Origin of the sequence: Dactylosporangium cerinum, from assembly GCF_042653625.1 — a bacterium.
Classification (GTDB): Bacteria; Actinomycetota; Actinomycetes; order Mycobacteriales; family Micromonosporaceae; genus Dactylosporangium; species Dactylosporangium cerinum.
The window spans coordinates 57573-75862 of record NZ_JBHSIU010000039.1 but is presented as its reverse complement, the minus strand read 5'-3'; the positions used below and the strand labels follow the sequence as shown (position 1 = coordinate 75862).

Below are 18290 nucleotides of genomic sequence, written 5' to 3'. Positions count from 1 at the left end.
CGAGAGGAGACCGGGTGGACACGGAATTTGTAGACTTCGTGCGGCGCCGGGGAGATCATCACCTGAGAACGGCCGTCCTGCTCACCGGCGACTGGCATGCGGCCGAGGACCTCATGCAGTCCTGCCTGAGCAAGCTGTACCGGGTGTGGCATCGCCTCGACACCAGCACCGAACCCGATGCGTACCTGCGCCGCATCATGGTTAACACGCACCGATCCTGGTGGCGCGCCCGATGGCGCCGGGAGATTCCCCGGGCCGACCTGCCCGACCTGCCCGGTCCAGGTGACATGGGCGACGCCGGCGCGGCGGCCGAGGACGTCCGCAGCGCGCTGGCACGGCTGCCGGCGCGGCAACGCACGGCGCTGGTGCTCCGGTTCTTCGACGACCTGTCGGAGGCGGACGTCGCCGAGCTGATGGGCTGCTCGGTCGGCACGGTCAAGACCCACACCCATCGCGGTCTGCAGGCGATGCGCAGGCTGATCCCGCCCGACGCGGCGGTCAACCGAACCGACACGGAGAGGAGTGGAGTCCGGTGAGCACCCAACAGGAGGAGCCGTTCATGAACGAGACAGAAGTCCGCGCACTGCTCGTCAGAGGGACCGAGGACCGCCCGCCGGGCTTGAACCTCATGGCCGCCGTGCCGACCGCACCGCCGCGAGGGTCGCTGGTGGTCCCGCTGGCGGTCGCCGCGGCGGTGGCAGTGGCGGTGAGCATGATCGCGCTGGCCCTGCCCCTCGGCCCGCCCTCGGCCCAGGCCCAGGTCGCCGCCGCGGTCGAGACCACCAGCCAGCAGAGCTACCGGATCCACGGCACCAGCGGGGACCGGGCGTTCGAAGGAGCGTTCGACCCCGTCCGGCGCGTCGGTGTCATCACCACCGTCGGGGAGGGCGCCGAAACCCGGTTCATTGGTGACCTCATGTACGTGCGGGCGCAGGGTGCGACGACGTGGGAGGTCTCGCCGCGCATGGAGGTGGCAACCGCGCCGATGACCGTTGCCGTGGTCAAGCTCATGGTGCTGGACCCCGCGCAGACCCTGCAACGGCTGCGTTCCGCCACGGACGTCCGTGAGGACGGCACCGCCTCCGGCGACGACTGGACTGGCAAGCGGTTCACGTTCACCCTGACGGACAAGGACGAGCCCAAGGCAGACGCCTTGCGGACCATCACCGGGGCCTTGGACGTCGACGACCAGGGTCGGGTCCGGCGCCTGCAGCTGAACTTCAGCGACACCGGCACGGTCAACATCATCAACTTCGGTGACTTCGGCGTGCCGGTGACGGTCACGGCACCGCCGGCCGGCGACGTGACGCAGCCGCCGGCCGGCAAGCAGGACGGCGGCAAACCGAGCAAGGGGCCGGACGACGGTACGTCGACCGCAAGGACCGGTAAGCCCGGCTCGAAGTAGCACGACGCGCACCGGCCGGGCTCGGGGCTTCCGCCTCGAGCCCGGTCTTGCTCACGGTCGCTGCTGGGGTGCGGCCGCTCGGTCCGCATCAGATCCGGCACGTGGTTGCGGCGAATCTGTTGGATCTCTGGTACGGCATTGCTGAGGTGGCTGAGCGTCTCGGTCATGACCCGGCGCCGTTGATGCGCTATTACTCGCCGGTTCATGGCGGCCGCCGGCGCCAGGCCGCCGCCGACATCGCCGGGCTCATCACGCCCGGACCTCGACGCGGCCGCCGGCGTGCTGAACGCAGCATGAACACGACACCATCCCGTGGGTCGCTCGACGACCGCGAATGTAGATCGGACGCAGCAACACGAATCCCGCCGCCCCGACAGTGTGAGCTGGAAATATTCAAGCTCATGATGTACACATTGGACAGTATTTGTTAGCGCGCGCTAACGGAGCTGCTAACATCAAATTCGGCCAAAATCGGGCATAATTCTCGAGTTATTGCCAGATTGGTCCCTTTTAGGCACATCGCACTTGACGCAAATCAAGTGCTGTCAGTGTCGCGGGGTGCCATCCGTTAGCGTTCCGTTCGCGGTAGATGTTCACCGGTCACACCGGCCAACCAACTGCGGCCGGACAAGGTCACCAGTCGGCTCGCCGCCCGCGCCGGAGTGTGCCCGATCGGACCGCACCAGCAGCCGCAGGTCGAGCAACGCTGGCCGGGGGAGCCTGCTGAGCAGCGCGGCCAGCCACGCCCGATCAGCTGGCTCGAATCGGACGTGCTGCCCGCCGAGCTGGCGGGCATCACGGCGAGCTGGTGCCGCAGGGCGAGGATCTCCGCGTCCTTGCTCCGATCACTGCCCGGCAGCAGCCGCAGTAACGCGAATGCGTTGGTGATACCCGGGTACGCCAGTCGCAGTGGCATGAGACAGCATCATCGCGTCGTCACCGACGGCGAGGGCCATCAGGACACCGAAACCCGACGAGACACGATCGTCCTCGCTTGCCAGAGTGCCCTCTGAACAGCACGGACGCATTTGTCGACAGGTACAGGGTCGACGTGTACGAATCCAGGGATCAGGCTGCCCGAGGCGGCCGGACCGCGCCTGCTCCTCGGCGTCGCTACCCCACGCCCCGGCGGCGAACAGTGCCACGCCCAAAGCTCACCATCGGCTCGGCTTGTCCGGGCCGGTACGAATTCGGGGCAACTCCTGATCAAGGAGCGGACCCACCACGGGCACGGTCGCTGTCGACATGCGTCGTCCCCGCGCGGCCGCGGGCCGGTGACCCGCACCAGGGCGTTTGCGGGGAGCGGCCCCGGGTAGGCCCGGCCGGTGCTGAACGAGATCACGGTAGACGCCACCGTCAACGGACGGCCCGAGCAGCTGCGGCTCGACGCCGGGGTCACGCTGCTCGACGCGCTGCGGGACCGGCTCGAGCTGACCGGGCCCAAGAAAGGCTGCGACCAGGGCGCCTGTGGGGCGTGCACGGTCCTCGTCGACGGGCGGAGGGTGCTGTCCTGCCTGACCCTCGCCGCGCAGGCCGGCGGGCGGGAGGTACTCACCGTCGAGGGGCTCGGCGGCGGACACCCGATGCAGGAGGCGTTCGTGCGCCACGACGCGTTCCAGTGCGGGTACTGCACGCCCGGGCAGGTGATGTCCGCCCTCGCCCTGCTGGACGAGGGCCGGGCCGGCACCGATGAGGAGATCCGGGAGTTCATGAGCGGCAACCTGTGCCGCTGCGGCGCCTACCCGAACATCGTCGCCGCGATCCGGGAGGTGGCCGGGCGATGACGTTCGCGTACACGCTCGCGGCCGACCCGGCGGCCGCGATCGCCGAGGTCAGCGCCGATCCCGGGGCCGCCTTCCTCGCCGGTGGCACGACCCAGCTCGACCTGGCGCTCAAGGACGGCGTCGACGCGCCCCGGCGGCTGGTCGACATCAGCCGCCTGCCGCTGTCCGGTGTGCGCATCGGCGGCGGCGCGCTGTGGGTCGGCGCGACCACGACCATGGCGCAGGTGGCCGCCGATGCCAGCGTCGGTCGGCTGCTGCCGATGGTGCGCGACGCGCTGCTGCTCGGTGCCTCGCCGCAGCTGCGCAACATGGCCACGATCGGCGGGAACCTGCTGCAGCGCACCCGGTGCCGGTACTTCCGGGACCTCGCCGTCGAGCACTGCAACAAGCGGATGCCGGGCAGCGGCTGCGGCGCCGTGGAGGGCGTCGCCCGCATGCACGCCATTCTCGGCGCGTCGCCCTCGTGCATCGCGCTGCACGCGTCGGATCTGGCCGTGCCGCTGACGGCTCTCGGGGCGATCGTGCACCTGCGCTCGGCGCGAGGACCGCGGGCCGTGCCGATCACCGAGCTGTACCACCGGCCGGGGGAGACGCCGGACCGCGAGCACGTGCTGTACCACGGCGAGTTGATCGCCGAGGTCGAGATCCCCCTGCTGCCGGAGCGGGCTCGTACCACGTACCTCAAGGTCCGCGACCGCGCCTCGTACGAGTTCGCGCTCGCCTCGGCCGCGGTCGCGACCGTCGTCGAGGACGGGCTTGTCGTTTCGGCCCGCATCGCGCTCGGCGGCGTCGGCACCGTGCCCTGGCGGGCCTGGGACGCCGAGGATGTCCTGCGCGACGCGCCGATCGGCGAGGCGACCTTCCGCGCCGCCGCCGACGCCGCGGTGCAGCAGCCGTTCACCGTGCCCGGCACCGAGTTCAAGGTCGAGCTGGCCAAGCGGACCCTTGTCCGGGCGTTGTTCCAGACCTCGGGGGCGACGACGTGACCATCATCGAACGCACCGCGCTCGGCGCCAGCATCGACCGGGTGGACGGCCGGCAGAAGGTGTCCGGCCGGGCGCAGTACTCCAGCGACGTCACCTATCCGGGTCTCGTCCACGCCGCCCTGGTCCGCAGCACCATTGCGGCCGGCCGCATCACCGGGATCGACGCGTCCCGGGCCGAGGCGGCGCCCGGCGTCGTCGCCGTCGTCACGCCCGACAACGCGCCGCGCGTCGAGCGCGGGCCGGACGGCCTCTGGTCGCAGCCGCCCCCGCCGTTGCAGCAACGGACGATCGTCCACCATGGACAGTACGTCGCGCTGGTCGTCGCCGACACAGCCGAACAGGCGGCCGCGGCGGCCCGCCTGGTCGACGTCGCCTACGAGCGAGCCGAGGCCGTGCTGGACCTCGACGACCCGCGCGCCGTCACCGTCGAGAACCCCTTCGGCAGCGACCAGACCCGCGGCGACTCCGCCGCCGGCCTCGCCGCCGCCGACGTGATCGTCGACGCCGGGTACACCACGCCCGACGAGACGAACAACCCGATGGGCCTGTTCGCGACCGTCGCCGCATGGGACGGCGACCGGCTCACCGTCCACGACGCCACCCAGTGGCCCGACGCGACCCGCGCGACCCTCGCCGCCGCGTTCGGCGTGCCGGAGCGCGACGTGCGGGTCCTCGCCCCGTTCGTGGGCGGCGGGTTCGGCGCCGGCCTGCGCGTCTGGCCGCACGTCGTCCTGACCGCCATGGCCGCCCGCGCCGTCGGCCGCCCGGTGAAGCTCGTGCTGACCCGCCCGCAGATGTTCACCGGCATCGGCCACCGGACGGCGACGGTGCAGCGGGTCCGCATCGGCGCCCGCCGCGACGGCACGCTCACCGCCATCGAGCACCACTCGGTGCAGACCGGGGCCGTCGACGACGACAACCTCCCCGAACCCGTCACCGCCGTCTCCGCGGTCGGCTATGCCTGCCCGAACGTCACTACCCGCGACTCGCTGCGCCGGCTCAACATCCCGGTGCCGTCGTCGATGCGTGGCCCCGGCGACGCGCAGGGCCACTTCGCTCTCGAGTGCGCCCTCGACGAACTCGCCTACTCACTCGGCATCGACCCGCTGGAGCTGCGGCTGCGCAACCACGCCGACGAGCATCCGCAGTTGCGACTGCCGTGGTCGAGCAAGGCGCTGCGGGAGTGCTACGAGCGCGGCGCCGAACGGTTCGGCTGGTGGGACCGCGATCCCACGCCCCACTCCACGCGCCGCGGCGACACGCTGGTCGGCTACGGCATGGCCGGCGTCAGCTTCTTCTGGTTCCAGCAGCCGTGCGACGCCCGCGCCACCATCGACCGGGAGGGCCGCGCCTTTGTGCGTAGCGCCGCTACCGACATCGGCACCGGGACGTACACCGTGATGACCCAGCTGTCGGCGGAGCGCCTCGGGCTGCGGGTCGACCAGGTCCGCATGGGCCTCGGCGACACGGAGCTGCCGACGGCGCCGCCGCAGGGCGGCTCCAGCATGACCGCCTCGCTCGGCAGCGCGATCCACGCCGCCGCCGGCAACCTCGTCCAAGCCTTCCTCGACCTCGTCGCCGACGACATCGCCTCGCCGCTGCGCGGCCTTGCCGCAGCCGACGTGGTCGCCGTGGACGGGCGGCTGCAGCGCCGCGACGATCCTTCCATCTCCGAGTCGTACGGCCAGATGCTCGAACGCCACGACCGGACCGACCTGACAGCGGATGGATCTGCGGCGCCGGCCACGCCGGAGGAGCTCGGCCTGGCCCCGGCCGGCCCGTTCGCCGCCCGGTTCGCCGAGGTCCACGTCGACGCCGACCTCGGCCGCATCCGCGTGGCCCGGCTCGTCTCGGTCGTCGACGCCGGCCGCATCCTCAACGCCAAGACGGCCCGCAGCCAGATCATCGGCGGCGCGGTCGGCGGCATCGGCATGGCTCTGCTGGAGGACACCGTCACCGACCCGGCGACGGGCCGGATCGCCAACGCCACATTCGGCGACTACCTCATCCCCGTCAACGCCGACGTGCCCGACCTCGACGTGACCTTCGTCGGTGAGCCCGACCGCTTCAACCCGGTCGGCGTCAAGGGCGTCGGCGAGATCGGCCTCGTCGGCGTGGCCCCGGCGATCGCCAACGCCGTGTTCCACGCCACCGGCAGGCGCATCCGTGACCTCCCGCTGACCCTGGACAAGCTCCTCTGAGATCGGTGCCGCTCACCGGCGGGCGGGGCGGTCTTTGCACGTTCGGGCCGATTGCAGGTTCGGGCTGGCTCAATGTCCATTGTGGACTATCACGACACCTGGGCGACACGTACGCCCATACGGTGATCTTCCGTACGGAGTGCGCGCACCGAGCGGCTGCCGGCTGACTCATGGACATCCGGTCACCTGCGCGACCGGGCGCCGACACAACGATCACCGTGGCGCTACGTGGCGAGCTGTTCGTGGCATGACGATGCGCCTTGCTCGCGACCTTCGCCAGGGCAACGACGTTCGGCGTGACCGATGAGCAGAAGCTTCAGCGGCGAAAGGCGCCGGCCAAAGTGCTTCCGGTGGAGCGGCGGGCCTGCGGCGAACTCGGCACCGCGCAGGTGCGAGAACTGGTTCGGCACCTCTACACGCCGTGACCCTCGATCCCTACGTCGACTTGGCCAGTCGCCGCGAGCGCGTAGACCCGACGGGCGGTGCCGGCGCACACCCGCTCGGCGATCCGTACCGAATCTGCCGTGCTGATCGCGCAGGCGACCCTCCCACTTCTCCCAGTACCTGCAGCTCGTCCGCGGCTACTCACCCCTGCAGGCCGGGCTGCGCGAGCTGCCCGGCACCCTCGCCTCGATCGCGGTGGCGGTCGTTGCCGTCCGCGTCATCGCGCGCCTCGGCGTCGGGGCCACGTTGGGTGCGTCGTTGCTGCTCACCGCCGCCGGGTTCGGCGTGCTCGCCCTCGCCGAGGGTCTTGCCGGCTACCTCGGGCTGGCACTCGGGCTGGTGCTGCTCGGCGTCGGCATCGGCATCGCGTACACCGCCGCCACCGACGCGATCCTGAGCGCTGTCCACGCGAACGAGCCGGCGCGGCCTCGGCGATCTCCGAGATGTCCTACGAGCTCGGCGTCGCGCTCGGCATCGCGGTGCTCGGCACGCTGCAGGCGATGTTCTACCGCAGCAGCCTGCCGGATCTGTCCGCGCTGCCCGACCACGCCAGGACTGCGGTCGTCGAATCCCTGGCGGCAGGCAGCCACGTCCTGGCCGGTGCCGGCGACCAGGAGGCTCAGGTCCTCGCCGCCGCCCGTAACGCCTTCGCACAGAGCATGCAGGTCACCTCGACGATCGCCGCCGTCCTGCTCGTCGTCGCCGGCGTCATCGCCTGGAAGGCCGTCCCCTCCCGCCGCGGGCCGGACCTGAACGCCTGACCGTCCGGCGGGCACCCGCCGCGCCGACTTCTTGGCCAGTCACCGGCGGCTGACGACGTTGACCACCGTGCCGTCCGGGTCGCGGACGAAGAAGCGCCGCTGCTTGCAACCGGGTCGGCGGTGGTGACGGCGGATCGCCATGCCCGATTCTGGCACCCGGTCAGGGGCGCGGCCCGGAGTTCCGGGTCGCGCCCCCTGACTGATGGTCCCGTCTGACTTACCGGCCGATCTGCTGACCGTTGTCGGCCCAGGTGTTGTTGCTCCACGTGGGGAGCGTCGACGCGTTCAGGGCCTGGGTGCCGTAGTAGCCACCCTTGGGCCAGAAGCCACCGCCGGACTGGCGCATGAACTTGTTGTTCGTGACCTTGCCGTTGGTGATCTTGTAGTTGGCGTCGTACCAGTAGAACGAGTAGCCGCCACCGTTCATCAGGTTGCTGTCGACGACCACGTCGCTGATCGGGCCGATGTCGGCCTTGAGCAGGATGCAGGACGTCTGGGTGTGCTGGTTCTCCAGCCGGTTGTGCAGGATGCGGACGTACGTCGCGTTGGTCGACTGGATGACGTCGTTGTGCTGGGCGGAGCCGGTGCCGCCCGGGTCGTGCAGCCACGAGTCCTGGACCGTGCCACGGCCGTCGATGCGCAGGATGTCGCCGGAGCCGTGGGCGTTGACCCGCAGCAGGGTGTAACCGGTGCGGCCGATGAGGGCGATACCACCGGTCGAGGCGTCCTTGAGCTGGCCGTCGATCTCGGTGTCCTCGATGCGCAGGTTCGCGTTGTCATCGGTGATTGTGACGGCCTGGACGTTGGCCACGCGGATCCGGCTGTTGCGGATCGTCACGTTCTTGGCCTTGATCTCGATGTGGCCGTTGATGTCCTTGCTGTCGATGACCGTGCCGGCGACCGTGATGGTCATGGGGCCGGTGTACGGCGTCAGCGTCACCTTCTTGCGGGTGTCGCCGGCCAGGCCCTGCGGGTAGCCGGTGTTGTTCGCGGCGGGGAAACCGGCAACCGTGTAGGTCGGGTTGCCGCTCGGGCTCTGCGTCGTCGTGCTGGTGGTCGTCGGCTTGGGGGACGTGGAGCCGGAGGGTGAGGCCGAGGTCACCGGGGCCGTCGAAGCGGAGGGGCTACCCAGGCCGGTGGACGCGGACGGGGAAGCGCCCGTGCTCGTGGAGGCGCCGGGCTGCGCGCTGTATCCGGGGACGGCGCCGTAGCCGGGGAGGGTGTCCTTGCACGCGGTCAGGCCGCCGGTGGCGAGCAGTGCCGCCACGATGCCGACACCCGCGCGGCGCAGCGGGCTGCGGCCGGCCGCAGACTGCGGTGCGGGGTGGAGCGGGGAGCCGTTGGCGGGGAGCACGTCGGCGGAGTCGTGCGAGATGGAGTGCGGGTTCATGTTGCGGGAATCCTCCCTTTCAGTCGACATCTGTCCGTCGACGGCCATTGGCCTGACGGAGCTTGCCGGCATGAAAGTCGGTTGGGGTTCCAGTCCTAGCTGAAACATTCTTTGTCTGCGGCGCACGCGTTCGTCCATTCCGGCGAACCCGAAATTGGCCGCGTGATGACCGGCGCTTTTGGCACCGTCCGAGACCTTGCCGTAAACCTTCCGGTCGAAAGCATGCCACGGCTTGACGAGGGAATGCATCCTTGCCGGATAGACGAACCGCTACCTTTAGCTCTCTTAAGTCTGAGCTAATAGGCAGTACGATTAAAAACCTCACGTAAGCCCCGAATCGGGCATGTCGGCGCGGGTTCGAGTGACCCAGATCACGCCTACAGGTGCGGCCGAAAATGACGATCTTCGTCATTCCTGCGATGCTGTAAACCATACAGCCATGTAGCTGTTTGGCCTAGTGCCAGCAGGTGTGATCCAGCCCGTCGTCGTTCAGTTCCCGGGAAGTTTCCCGACGGCCCCATCACCCGGACCTGCAATTCGACTCGTGGAACAGCAACCCACGACCGTTCATCTGAATCAGGTCCGCCGAATAGATCCTCGAGTCACCCGCACGATTTCGGAGGCGAATTTCCGGCGCAGGACACTGGTACCTGACTACTCGAAGAACTTCAGGCCGTAGCCGAGATCTGCGGTGGGGCCGGGGACGTTGGCGCGGCGGTAGGTGACGTTGCCCCACCAGACCGCGGTGCCGGTGTACCAGTACCGGTTGGACCACGAGTACGGGGTGCCCTTGGCGACCGCGTGGTGCATCGTCGGGAACCGGTTGCCGGACGGCGGGCTTGTCGCGATGTCCCCGCGTTCGAGGACGAACGTGTGGTGGCCCGGCCCGTCGACGTACAGCGTGGCATCCCACCCGGTCATCATGTTCGGCGCGTAGGAGCCGAAGAGGCAGCCGTTGCTCTTGTACCAGTCCACACGTAGGTCGGGTCGCCGCCGGCCCGCAGCCGCAGTTCGGCGAGGCAGTACTCGCTGCTCCAGCTGCCGTTGGCGGAGTACACGATGTGCAGGCGGCCGTTCGGGTCGAGAATCGGCTGCGGCGCCTCGTTGATGTACGGGTTGCCGACGGTCCGCTCCCACGCCTCCCGCGGCTGGGAGATGACGTATCGGGCGCCGGTCGTCGTGGCCGGGCCGGTCATGCGGGCGATGTAGAGGTTCTGCTCGACGTTCGTGTCCCCCGGCCCAGCCGGACCACACGAACCAGCGTTGTCCCTGATACGTGAACGGCACCCCGTCGATCGCCCACTTGTCGCCGGGGAGCGCGACCTTCGTGGCGGCCGAATAGCCGGAGTCGGCGGTCGCGGAGCTGATGTGGTACATGCGGTGGGCGGCGCTGCGACCGGCGGAGAAGTAGACGTGGTACCTGCCGTCCTGGTGGACGATCTCCGGCGCCCACACCTCGCCGAGGTTGCCGGTGTCGCGCCACACCTGCTTCTTCGACGCGGCCGCGATGCCGGCGAGTGTGGTGGCGGTGCGGATGGCGATGCCGCCGTCGACCGACTTCGCCGCGACGTACAGGCCGCCCACCTTGATGACGCTGGGATCGGCGCCGCCGAGCGTGGTCGCGCCCGCGTCGGCGGTCCCGGTCGGGGCGAGCACGAGAACGCCGAGAAGGGCCACACCCCCGATCAGGGCATGCCGAAGGTTCGCCATGGTTCGTCCTCCCGGTCATCTGCATCGGTGCAGGTGCCGAAAATCTCGTCCGAGCAGGTCAAGCAGCATGCTCGTATTCGTGAAAGATGCCCCCGAGTCGATCACGGCGGCGGACTTTGAGGTGCGTGATCACGTCTGGGTCGGCGATCGGGGCGGGTAGCGGGTACAGCGGTCGGGCATTGTTGATGCCGCGGTGGGGTCGGTGAGCGTTATGGTGCCGCTCGTACTCGCGTAGTGCGTGCAGCAGGTGCGGCTGGTTCCACACCAGCGTGCGGTCGAGCAGTTCCCGGCGGCAGCTTTGGATCCACCGTTCCATGACCGCGTTCATCCGGGGCATTCGGATGCCGCTGAGCACGACCTCGATGCCGGTGTCGGCGAGGATCGTGTCGAACAGCGCCGGGTACTTGCCATCTCGATCACGGATGAGGAAGCGGACGTGGCAGCCGGCGTCCTGCAGGTCCATGGCGAGGTTGCGTACCGCCTGGGTGACCCACGCGGCGGTCGGGTGGGCGGTGGCGCCCAGGATCCGTACCCGGCGGGTGGCGTGCTCGATGACGGCCAGGACATACATTCGCGTGCCGGTCAAGGTCACCGTTTCGAAGAAGTCGGCCGCCAGGATGGTTTCGGCCTGCGAGCGTAGGAATCCCGCCCAGTTGGTGGAGGTTCGCTCTGGTGCCGGGTCGATGCCCGCCTCGCGCAGGATTTCCCACACGGTCGACGCGGCGACCTTGACGCCGAGGACGAGCAGCTCGCCGTGGATGCGCCGGTAGCCCCATCCGTTGTTCTCCCGGGCCAGGCGGAGCACCAGTTGCCGGATGGACCGGATCGTGGGTGGCCGGCCGGCTCGCTTGGGGCGGGAGATGCGGGCGTGACGTGCGGCGATCAGATCGCGGTGCCAGCGCAGCATGGTTTCGGGGCGCACCAGTAGCCGGATCCGGTGCAGTACGGCGCGGGGGAGCTGGTGCAGCAGCGCGGCGAGCAACGCCCGATCAGCGGGGGTGACTGCACCTTCGCGCCGCCCAGTTGGCGTTCGAGGATCATGATCTGGTGGCGGAGGGCTAGGATTTCAGCGTCCTTGGCACGGTCGCTCATGGGCAGCAGGCGCAGCATCGCCAGCGTGTTGGTCACGCCGAGGTAGGCCAGTCGGAGCAGCACAACCAGACATCCTCGTCCAGCGGTCGTCAGCGGTACGACAAACCCGGGCACGTTGACAAACGCAAGATCTCGTTGTGGCGGTCAAAGTGACCGTGAACAGGGCGGACGTCATTGTCGGCACCCGCAGTGGCCCTCGTCGTGTCCTCGAAGCCCGAGCCGATACCGCTCGAGGCTGAGGCGCGCCTGGCTGACTTCACGGAACTCGTCGCGACCGCGATCGCCAACGCCGACAGCCGGGCGCAGCTGACCGCGTCTCGCGCCCGGATCGTCGCCGCCGCTGACGACGCCCGCCGCCGGTTCGAGCGCGATCTGCATGATGGCGCCCAGCAACGTCTCGTTTCGCTCTGCCTCGAGCTCCGCATGGCGGAGGCCTCACTGCCGGCCGAACTGGACACGGTCAAGGAGCCGCTGTCGCAGACCGCGAAGGGCCTGACCGGAGTCTTCGACGACCTGCGGGAGATCGCACGGGGGATCCATCCGGCGATCCTGTCCAAGGGAGGGCTCGGCCCGGCGCTCAAGACGCTCGCCCGCCGCAGCGGGGTCCCGGTCGAACTCAACCTGGACATCGGCGAGCAGTTGCCGGAGCGTGTCGAGGTGGCCGCGTACTACGTCGTGTCCGAGGTGCTCACCAACGCCACCAAGCACGCCCGCGCGTCTGTGGTGCGTGTCGACGTCGAAGTGGAGGGCGCGATCCTGCGGATCTTGACTCAGGACGACGGCATCGGGGGCGCGGACCCCGGCAGGGGGTCCGGACTGATCGGCCTGCAGGACCGCGTCGAGACGCTCGGGGGTCACATGGAGATCGTGAGCCCAGTTGGACACGGGACCACGCTGTTGGTCAAGATCCCGATCGACGGCGTGTGAACGACGGCCGTGCGGTAACGCAGGCAAGCATCCGCCTGGCGGTTGGGAGCTGACTGGCGAGCCGCGGCGGGCGGCAACGACAGCGGCAGGCCGTGTGGGGCTGGGAACAGTTCTCCCCAAGTGAGAAAACGTAACCATTCAGCACACGTCACGCCGCCACGGCGGCTTTGGTCAGGACGCGGACGCACGTCTGTCGTCCGCAACCGGCGCACGCGGGTTGGCGCCTGGACCGGGTCGACCAGCCGTTCCTGCCGGTCGGCACCGCCTGCGCCTGTGCCGCGAACAGGGATAAGTGGTTCCTCCGGCGGCCGGGGCGCGAGACCGGCACAGGATACCGACGGGAACGCAACCTCAGGTTGGTTTCTTGTGTAGGAGGTCCGTGGAGCTGGTCGCCGGCTTCAAGCGTGCCGCCGGACTTGCGCCGATTCTGTTCTCCTACGGTTCTCGCAGTGCTGTTCGCGCCGAGAGGGCAGAGCGAAGTTCACCGCGGCTGGTAATCCCGAGCTTCGGAAAGACGCGGTAAAGGTGTGTGCCGATCGTCCGGTGGGACAGATACAGCTGCTGTCCGATGTCTCTGTTCGACAGCCCTTGGGCGGCGAGTTGGGCGATCTGAAGCTCTTGAGCGGTCAGTTGGTCCCTGGCGGCGAGGTCGCGTCGGCGGCTGGCCTCCCCGGACGCTCGAAGCTCTCGGCGGGCTTGGTTGCTCCAGGCTGCGCAGCTCATCGTGTCGAAGGCATCGCGGGCGTCCCGCAGCGGAGTGCGCGATTCCGCGATTCGACGCTGGCGCCGTAGCCACTGGCCGTGTGCGAGCAGGAGCCGGGCCCGCTGAAGCGGCCAGTGCGTGAGGTCGGCGCCGAGTGCCTCCTCGAAGCGACCCGCGGCCTCCTGGGGGTCCTGGGCGAGTAGCGCGCGTGCGTGCAGCAGCCCTACTGCGATGCAGGTCCCCGGGATGTCGCCGGTTGCTGATTCGACCTGCTTCACGCGCGCTCGCGCTTCGTTGATCCGACCCGTGTGCAGTGCAGCTTCGGCGAGATCGCCGATGAGCCAGCACGCGACAATCGGGTGGTGTGCCGGACTCGCCGGATCGAAGAGGCGTTCGGCTACCTCGTAGGCGTCGGAGTGCCTGCCCGCTCCGAGTGCGGCGAAGATCCGACCGAATTGCGCGAAGGCGACGGTGATGTTCGCCCCGGTCGGCACCGCGATACGCTCGGCCCGGGCCGCAGCTCGCTCAGCCGCGTCCGGATCGCCTCGGATCCCGGCGATGATCGAATCGACGGTGTCCGCTGCTGCGATCCATTGCGGCTCGCCGAGCTCTGTCGCCAGGCGCCTGGCCTCTTCTGCCGCGGGAATCGCCACGGCCCAGTCAGCGACCTGCGCCGCCATACTTCCCTGCAGCGTGAGCATACGCGGCAGATGCCCAAGCCGTCCTTGCGTCCGGAGACCATCGACCGCCTCACCGAGGAATCTCGCAGCGAGATCGAAGTCACCCACGGCCGCGGCTGCCGGGCCCAGGAGACGGGCGGCGTCGGTATCGCGGTGGAGATCGGCCGCGGCTGCGCGGACGCGCTCGACTACTGCCGGTGCCGTCCCGAACGGGTCGGCATAGGCCTGGATCGCAAGGATCCGCAGGTCGGCTGATTCCGGATCACCCAAGCGATTCGCCGCTTCGACAAGGACTCTGCGTGCCGAGGGTACCGGATCCACCATCCAGGCCCGGACGGCGACAAGCCAGGCCATGTCGAGTTGTAGGTCGTGATCACCTGCCTTGCCCGCATGCTCGGCGGCGGCGATCAGTCCTGCGGCACGCGGCGCGTCGCCAAGTGGCCGCGTGTGGACAACTTCTTCAATCCACGTGGCGCGAGCTCGCTCGATCGGATCGGGATCGAGGTGCTCCACCTCCCGCAGTATCGGCGTGACGACGTCGCGTTGGCCGAGCTCGAAGGCGAGCTGCGCGGCGGCGAGCAGGCGCCGGACGCGCTGCTTGGACGGGCTCAGCTGTGCTGCCCGCCGCAAAGCGGTGACCGCGACCGCGAGTGCGCCGCGGCGCCTCGCGCGGCCGGCTGCCTCCTCCAGTTCCTTGGCGATCTCTTCATGCGTGCCGCTGATCAATGCAGCGCGATGCCACACGCGCCGGTCCGGTTCGGCGCGCAGTACCTCGGCGAGCGCCTCGTGCACCTGACGGCGCCGCGACAGGCTCGCACTCTGGCGTACCGCCGAGCGGATCAGCGGGTGGCGGAAGCGCACCGTGTGCAGGTCAAGGTCGACGATCGCGGCCTCGGCCGCCGGTTCGAGCAGCTCGAGCCCCAACGTGGTCCCGGCAACCGCGCCGGCGGCCTCGAGGATATCGCTGACGCGCTCGTCGTCGCTGTGCGCCGTGACCAGCAGAAGCAGCCGGGTCGCCTCCGGCAGATCCGACACCCGGGCGGCGAAGGCCTGTTCGAGCCGCTGCGTGAGCGGCAGCGAGCCGGGCGCGATCGGCTCCAGTCGTGCCGCGGTGATCGGCAGCTCAATGAGCGCGAGAGGATTGCCGGCGGCCTCGCTCAGCAGCCGGTCACGGATCACCGGGGAGAGCTCCTGCGCTGACGCGTCCAGCAGTGTCATCGCGTCGGCGGGCGCGAGACCGCTGAGGCGGTGCTGTGGCAATCCGGCATCAACGAGCGGAGACGGATAACCCTCGCGCGCGGCGGCCACCAGTACGATCGGATCGGACTGTATGCGGCGGGCGACGAACGCGAGCACTTCGGTCGTCGGGCGGTCAAGCCACTGCGCGTCCTCGGCCAGGACCAGCAGCGGCGCGTCGGTCGCCACCTCGCAGAGCAGATCAAGAACAGCCATCGCGATCCGGAATCGCTCCGGCGCCGGCTCCTGGGCCAGCCCGAAGGCGGCGTCGAGCGCGGCACGCTGCGTCGCCGGTAGGTCCGCCGCGCGGAAACGCACCGGGCGAAGCAGCTGGTGAAGGCCCGCAAACGCCAGATGCGCCTCGGACTGTACCCCGGTCGTGCTCAGCACTGTGAAGCCGCGTTCGCGCGCAACCGCAGCCGCCACGGCAAGCAGCCGGGACTTGCCGATTCCCGGCTCGCCGTACAGCACGAGCGGTCCGCCGCTACCCCGGATTCCATCAAGCAGCGAGCCAAGCAGCTCGGTCTCGGCGTCCCGACCGAGCAGCGGCCCAAGGTTGTTCACAGTGATCGACATCAGACCCATCCTCGCAGCCGCTGACAGACCCGCAGAAGGCCCGTAGCAGTACCCAACGACAGCAGACGCGGTTGTCCCGGCAATGCCTGCCCAGTGTGGAGGAACCGCCAGGTCAGCGGCGTGTACTGCGCTCGCCATGGCAACGGCTCGCTGGACCTCCCCATGAGCTGTCCTGCCAGAAACCTACGTCACGAACTGAAGTCAAACGACGTACGCGGCGCTCTGCACGGGCGACCTACCGTCCTGGCATTGCCCCGGACTCACGAGAGGAACAGGGACCACCATGGGCACATTTACGCTACAAAATGTCGTTCTCGTACACGGAGGATTCGTCGACGGCTCCGGCTGGCAGGGCGTCTATGAATCACTCAGCCGGGACGGCTTCCGAGTCAGCATCGTGCAGAACCCAACCCTGTCGTTGAAGGGCGACGTCGAAGCCACCCGGCAGGTCCTCGACGCCCAGGACGGACCGGTCGTGCTGGTCGGCCACTCCTACGGCGGCGTGGTCATCACCGAGGCCGGCACCCACCCGAACGTGGCCGCGCTGGTGTACGTCGCGGCGTTCGCCCCGGACAAAGGGGAATCGGTCAGCACACTCATCGCCGACCCGCCGCCCGGCGCGCCGGTACCGCCTATCCTGCCCCCGCAAAACGGGTTCCTCTTCCTCGACCGCGAGAAGTTCCCGGCTTCCTTCGCTGCGGACCTGCCGGCCGGACAGGCCGCGTTCATGGCCGACTCCCAGGTCCCGTGGGGCGTCGCCGCGCTGGAGGGCGCGGTAACCGAACCCGCCTGGCGGAGCAAGCCCAGCTGGTACCTGGTCGCCACCGATGACCGGATGATCCCGCCACCGGCGCAGCACGCCATGGCCCGCAGGACCGGCGCCACCGTATCCGAGATCGCAGCCAGCCACTCCGTCTACCTCTCGCAGCCAGAAGCGGTGGCGAGCCTCATCGCGCAGGCCGCGGCCGGCACCCCGCAGCAGTAGACACCACGCCAGATGCCGTCCCGCCTCCCCTACCAGCCGACGAGGCCGCATTCCTGGCCGACTCCGAGATGCCACGGGGGTCGGCGCGCTGGCCGGTGCGGTCACCGAGCCGGCGTGGCGGCACAAGCCCAGCTAACCCCCGGGTTACGGCCGAGGTCATCAAGGAGGCGTCGAGACAGGCTCCCAGCCCGGTGTGGACCAGGGTTGGTCCGCCTTCGGGCTGCGGGCGGGACTGCCTCGTCACGTGGTGCGTGGCGCCGCCAATCACGTCAGCACAGTTCAGTGAAAATGGAGATCACCATGGCATCGAATGTCTCACGCCGTCAGGTGTTGGCGACTGGCGCGGCGTTGGCCGGGTCGGCAGCGCTGATGGCCACTCCGCTCGGGGCGGAGGCGGCGACCGCCGCGACGCCCCAGGCGGACAGGCCGGGGGCGAGGATCAAGCCGACCATCGTGTTGGTGCACGGCGGCTACGCCGACTCGTCGTGCTGGAACGGGGTCATCCCGAAGCTGCAGCGCGAGGGTTACACGACGATCGCGGCGTCGAACCCGCTGAGGGGTATCCCCACCGACGCCCCGTACATCGGGAGTCTGCTGGACTCCATCAGTGGGCCGGTCGTGCTGGTGGCCCACTCCATGGGTGGAACCGTCATCACCAACGCTGCTGCCGGGAAGAGCAACGTCAAGGCTCTGGTCTACATCGCGGCGTTCGTGCCCGATGTGGGCGAGACGCAGGGGGATCTCATCAACAAGTTCCCTGGCAGTGAGGTACTGCCCGTGAGCGTTCCGGTCCCATACACGAAGGCCGACGGCACCACCGGAACCGACCTGTACCTGAGCAAGGACGGCCAGGCGGCCTTCGCCGCCGACATTCCCACGGCGACGTTCCGACTCCTGCAGGCCACGCAGCGGCCGTTCGATGCGGACTCCTTCATCTACCCGACCCAGGCCGCCGCGTGGCGGACCATCCCGTCGTGGGGGCTGGTCGCCGGCCGGGACAAGGCGATCCCACCCGCGTGCGAACGCTTCATGTACAGCCGCGCGAACGCCCGCAAGGTCGTCGAAGTGCCGACCGCGTCCCACGTCGTCATGATCAGTCAACCGGGGACCGTCGCGGACCTGATCCTGGATGCCGCCACGGCGACGTCCTGACGTCGCAGGCTGTCGCCAGTGCCCCGGCTCACCACCGTGAGCCGGGGCACTGGCGACCTGAGCTGAGGAAATACCGACGGTCCATCGACCGTTCCCGTCCGGGTCGACATCGAGCGCTATCTGCGCTGGCTGCAGGACGAGCGTCACTACCAGCCCTCCACGGTGTCGCGCCGGCTGTCGGTCGTAGTCGGCTTCTACTGCGTCTGCGTCATCGACCAGATCATGCCGCACTCGCCCGCCGACTACGTCCGCCGGCCA

The 18290-nt window shown here is 69.3% G+C and carries 17 protein-coding genes; 11 read left to right on the top strand and 6 right to left on the bottom strand.

Annotated elements, in window-relative coordinates:
- The first annotated feature begins 14 nt into the window (after positions 1 to 14).
- The 7 genes from ACFPIJ_RS28795 (at position 15) to ACFPIJ_RS28765 (ending at position 6801) form a co-directional block, all read left to right on the top strand.
- Positions 15 to 536, top strand: coding sequence for a SigE family RNA polymerase sigma factor (locus tag ACFPIJ_RS28795; protein WP_380119318.1), 522 nt, complete (start codon positions 15 to 17; stop codon positions 534 to 536).
- Between the two features lie 23 nt (positions 537 to 559).
- Positions 560 to 1405 (top strand): hypothetical protein, encoded by an 846-nt coding sequence (locus ACFPIJ_RS28790; protein WP_380119316.1) that lies wholly within the window; start codon positions 560 to 562, stop codon positions 1403 to 1405.
- A 68-nt stretch (positions 1406 to 1473) separates the two neighbouring features.
- Positions 1474 to 1836, top strand: a complete 363-nt coding sequence (locus ACFPIJ_RS28785) for a site-specific integrase (RefSeq protein WP_380119314.1) — start codon at positions 1474 to 1476, stop codon at positions 1834 to 1836.
- 894 nt (positions 1837 to 2730) lie between these two features.
- Positions 2731 to 3189 carry a (2Fe-2S)-binding protein gene (locus tag ACFPIJ_RS28780; protein WP_380119312.1) on the top strand — a complete coding sequence of 153 codons (459 nt, stop codon included), beginning with the start codon at positions 2731 to 2733 and terminating at the stop codon, positions 3187 to 3189.
- Positions 3186 to 4175: an FAD binding domain-containing protein gene (locus tag ACFPIJ_RS28775; RefSeq protein WP_380119310.1), complete on the top strand. Its 990-nt coding sequence runs from the start codon at positions 3186 to 3188 to the stop codon at positions 4173 to 4175. Before ACFPIJ_RS28780 ends, ACFPIJ_RS28775 begins: the two co-directional genes overlap by 4 nt.
- Positions 4172 to 6376, top strand: coding sequence for a xanthine dehydrogenase family protein molybdopterin-binding subunit (locus tag ACFPIJ_RS28770; protein WP_380119308.1), 2205 nt, complete (start codon positions 4172 to 4174; stop codon positions 6374 to 6376). The genes ACFPIJ_RS28775 and ACFPIJ_RS28770 overlap by 4 nt, the downstream gene beginning before the upstream one ends.
- Positions 6377 to 6636: 260 nt before the next feature.
- Positions 6637 to 6801, top strand: coding sequence for a hypothetical protein (locus ACFPIJ_RS28765; protein ID WP_380119306.1), 165 nt, complete (start codon positions 6637 to 6639; stop codon positions 6799 to 6801).
- Between the two features lie 160 nt (positions 6802 to 6961).
- On the opposite strand, the gene ACFPIJ_RS28760 is transcribed toward ACFPIJ_RS28765, so the two are convergent.
- Complete coding sequence (locus tag ACFPIJ_RS28760; RefSeq protein ID WP_380119304.1) at positions 6962 to 7228, bottom strand: hypothetical protein; 267 nt, start codon at positions 7226 to 7228, stop codon at positions 6962 to 6964.
- A gap of 35 nt (positions 7229 to 7263) precedes the next feature.
- On the opposite strand from ACFPIJ_RS28760, the gene ACFPIJ_RS28755 reads away from it, so the two are divergent.
- Positions 7264 to 7581, top strand: coding sequence for a hypothetical protein (locus tag ACFPIJ_RS28755; RefSeq protein WP_380119302.1), 318 nt, complete (start codon positions 7264 to 7266; stop codon positions 7579 to 7581).
- 217 nt (positions 7582 to 7798) lie between these two features.
- Here ACFPIJ_RS28755 and ACFPIJ_RS28750 read toward each other — a convergent pair whose 3' ends face one another.
- The 4 genes from ACFPIJ_RS28750 to ACFPIJ_RS28735 all read right to left on the bottom strand — a co-directional run bounded on the left by ACFPIJ_RS28750 (position 7799) and on the right by ACFPIJ_RS28735 (position 11836).
- Entirely contained in the window at positions 7799 to 8971 is a 1173-nt protein-coding gene (locus ACFPIJ_RS28750) for a hypothetical protein (RefSeq protein WP_380119300.1), read from the bottom strand.
- 654 nt (positions 8972 to 9625) lie between these two features.
- A complete protein-coding gene (locus ACFPIJ_RS28745; RefSeq protein WP_380119298.1) occupies positions 9626 to 10681 on the bottom strand; it encodes a family 43 glycosylhydrolase in 1056 nt (351 codons plus the stop codon).
- A gap of 58 nt (positions 10682 to 10739) precedes the next feature.
- Entirely contained in the window at positions 10740 to 11603 is an 864-nt protein-coding gene (locus ACFPIJ_RS28740) for an integrase core domain-containing protein (RefSeq protein WP_380119296.1), read from the bottom strand.
- Positions 11564 to 11836 carry a hypothetical protein gene (locus ACFPIJ_RS28735; RefSeq protein ID WP_380119294.1) on the bottom strand — a complete coding sequence of 91 codons (273 nt, stop codon included), beginning with the start codon at positions 11834 to 11836 and terminating at the stop codon, positions 11564 to 11566. The genes ACFPIJ_RS28740 and ACFPIJ_RS28735 overlap by 40 nt, the downstream gene beginning before the upstream one ends.
- A gap of 126 nt (positions 11837 to 11962) precedes the next feature.
- Here ACFPIJ_RS28735 and ACFPIJ_RS28730 point away from each other — a divergent pair, with 126 nt between their 5' ends.
- A complete protein-coding gene (locus tag ACFPIJ_RS28730) occupies positions 11963 to 12700 on the top strand; it encodes a sensor histidine kinase (RefSeq protein WP_380119292.1) in 738 nt (245 codons plus the stop codon).
- Positions 12701 to 13135: 435 nt separating this feature from the next.
- On the opposite strand, the gene ACFPIJ_RS28725 is transcribed toward ACFPIJ_RS28730, so the two are convergent.
- The gene (locus tag ACFPIJ_RS28725) at positions 13136 to 15895 is read right to left on the bottom strand and encodes an ATP-binding protein (protein WP_380119290.1); all 2760 of its coding nucleotides are present in this window, start codon (positions 15893 to 15895) and stop codon (positions 13136 to 13138) included.
- A 283-nt stretch (positions 15896 to 16178) separates the two neighbouring features.
- Between ACFPIJ_RS28725 and ACFPIJ_RS28720 the strand changes: the two genes are divergently transcribed.
- Positions 16179 to 16880 carry an alpha/beta fold hydrolase gene (locus ACFPIJ_RS28720; RefSeq protein WP_380119288.1) on the top strand — a complete coding sequence of 234 codons (702 nt, stop codon included), beginning with the start codon at positions 16179 to 16181 and terminating at the stop codon, positions 16878 to 16880.
- 459 nt (positions 16881 to 17339) lie between these two features.
- Complete coding sequence (locus ACFPIJ_RS28715; RefSeq protein WP_380119286.1) at positions 17340 to 18032, top strand: alpha/beta fold hydrolase; 693 nt, start codon at positions 17340 to 17342, stop codon at positions 18030 to 18032.
- Positions 18033 to 18290 lie beyond the last annotated feature (258 nt).

What these genes read in the sequence shown, in the direction of transcription:
- ACFPIJ_RS28790 (WP_380119316.1), top strand. Translation starts at nt 560, where the DNA reads ATGAACGAGACAGAAGTCCGCGCACTGCTCGTCAGAGGGACCGAGGAC.
- ACFPIJ_RS28775 (WP_380119310.1), top strand. Translation starts at nt 3,186, where the DNA reads ATGACGTTCGCGTACACGCTCGCGGCCGACCCGGCGGCCGCGATCGCC.
- ACFPIJ_RS28755 (WP_380119302.1), top strand. Translation starts at nt 7,264, where the DNA reads ATGTCCTACGAGCTCGGCGTCGCGCTCGGCATCGCGGTGCTCGGCACG.
- ACFPIJ_RS28750 (WP_380119300.1), bottom strand. Translation starts at nt 8,971, where the DNA reads ATGAACCCGCACTCCATCTCGCACGACTCCGCCGACGTGCTCCCCGCC.
- ACFPIJ_RS28745 (WP_380119298.1), bottom strand. Translation starts at nt 10,681, where the DNA reads ATGGCGAACCTTCGGCATGCCCTGATCGGGGGTGTGGCCCTTCTCGGC.
- ACFPIJ_RS28725 (WP_380119290.1), bottom strand. Translation starts at nt 15,895, where the DNA reads ATGTCGATCACTGTGAACAACCTTGGGCCGCTGCTCGGTCGGGACGCC.
- ACFPIJ_RS28720 (WP_380119288.1), top strand. Translation starts at nt 16,179, where the DNA reads ATGGGCACATTTACGCTACAAAATGTCGTTCTCGTACACGGAGGATTC.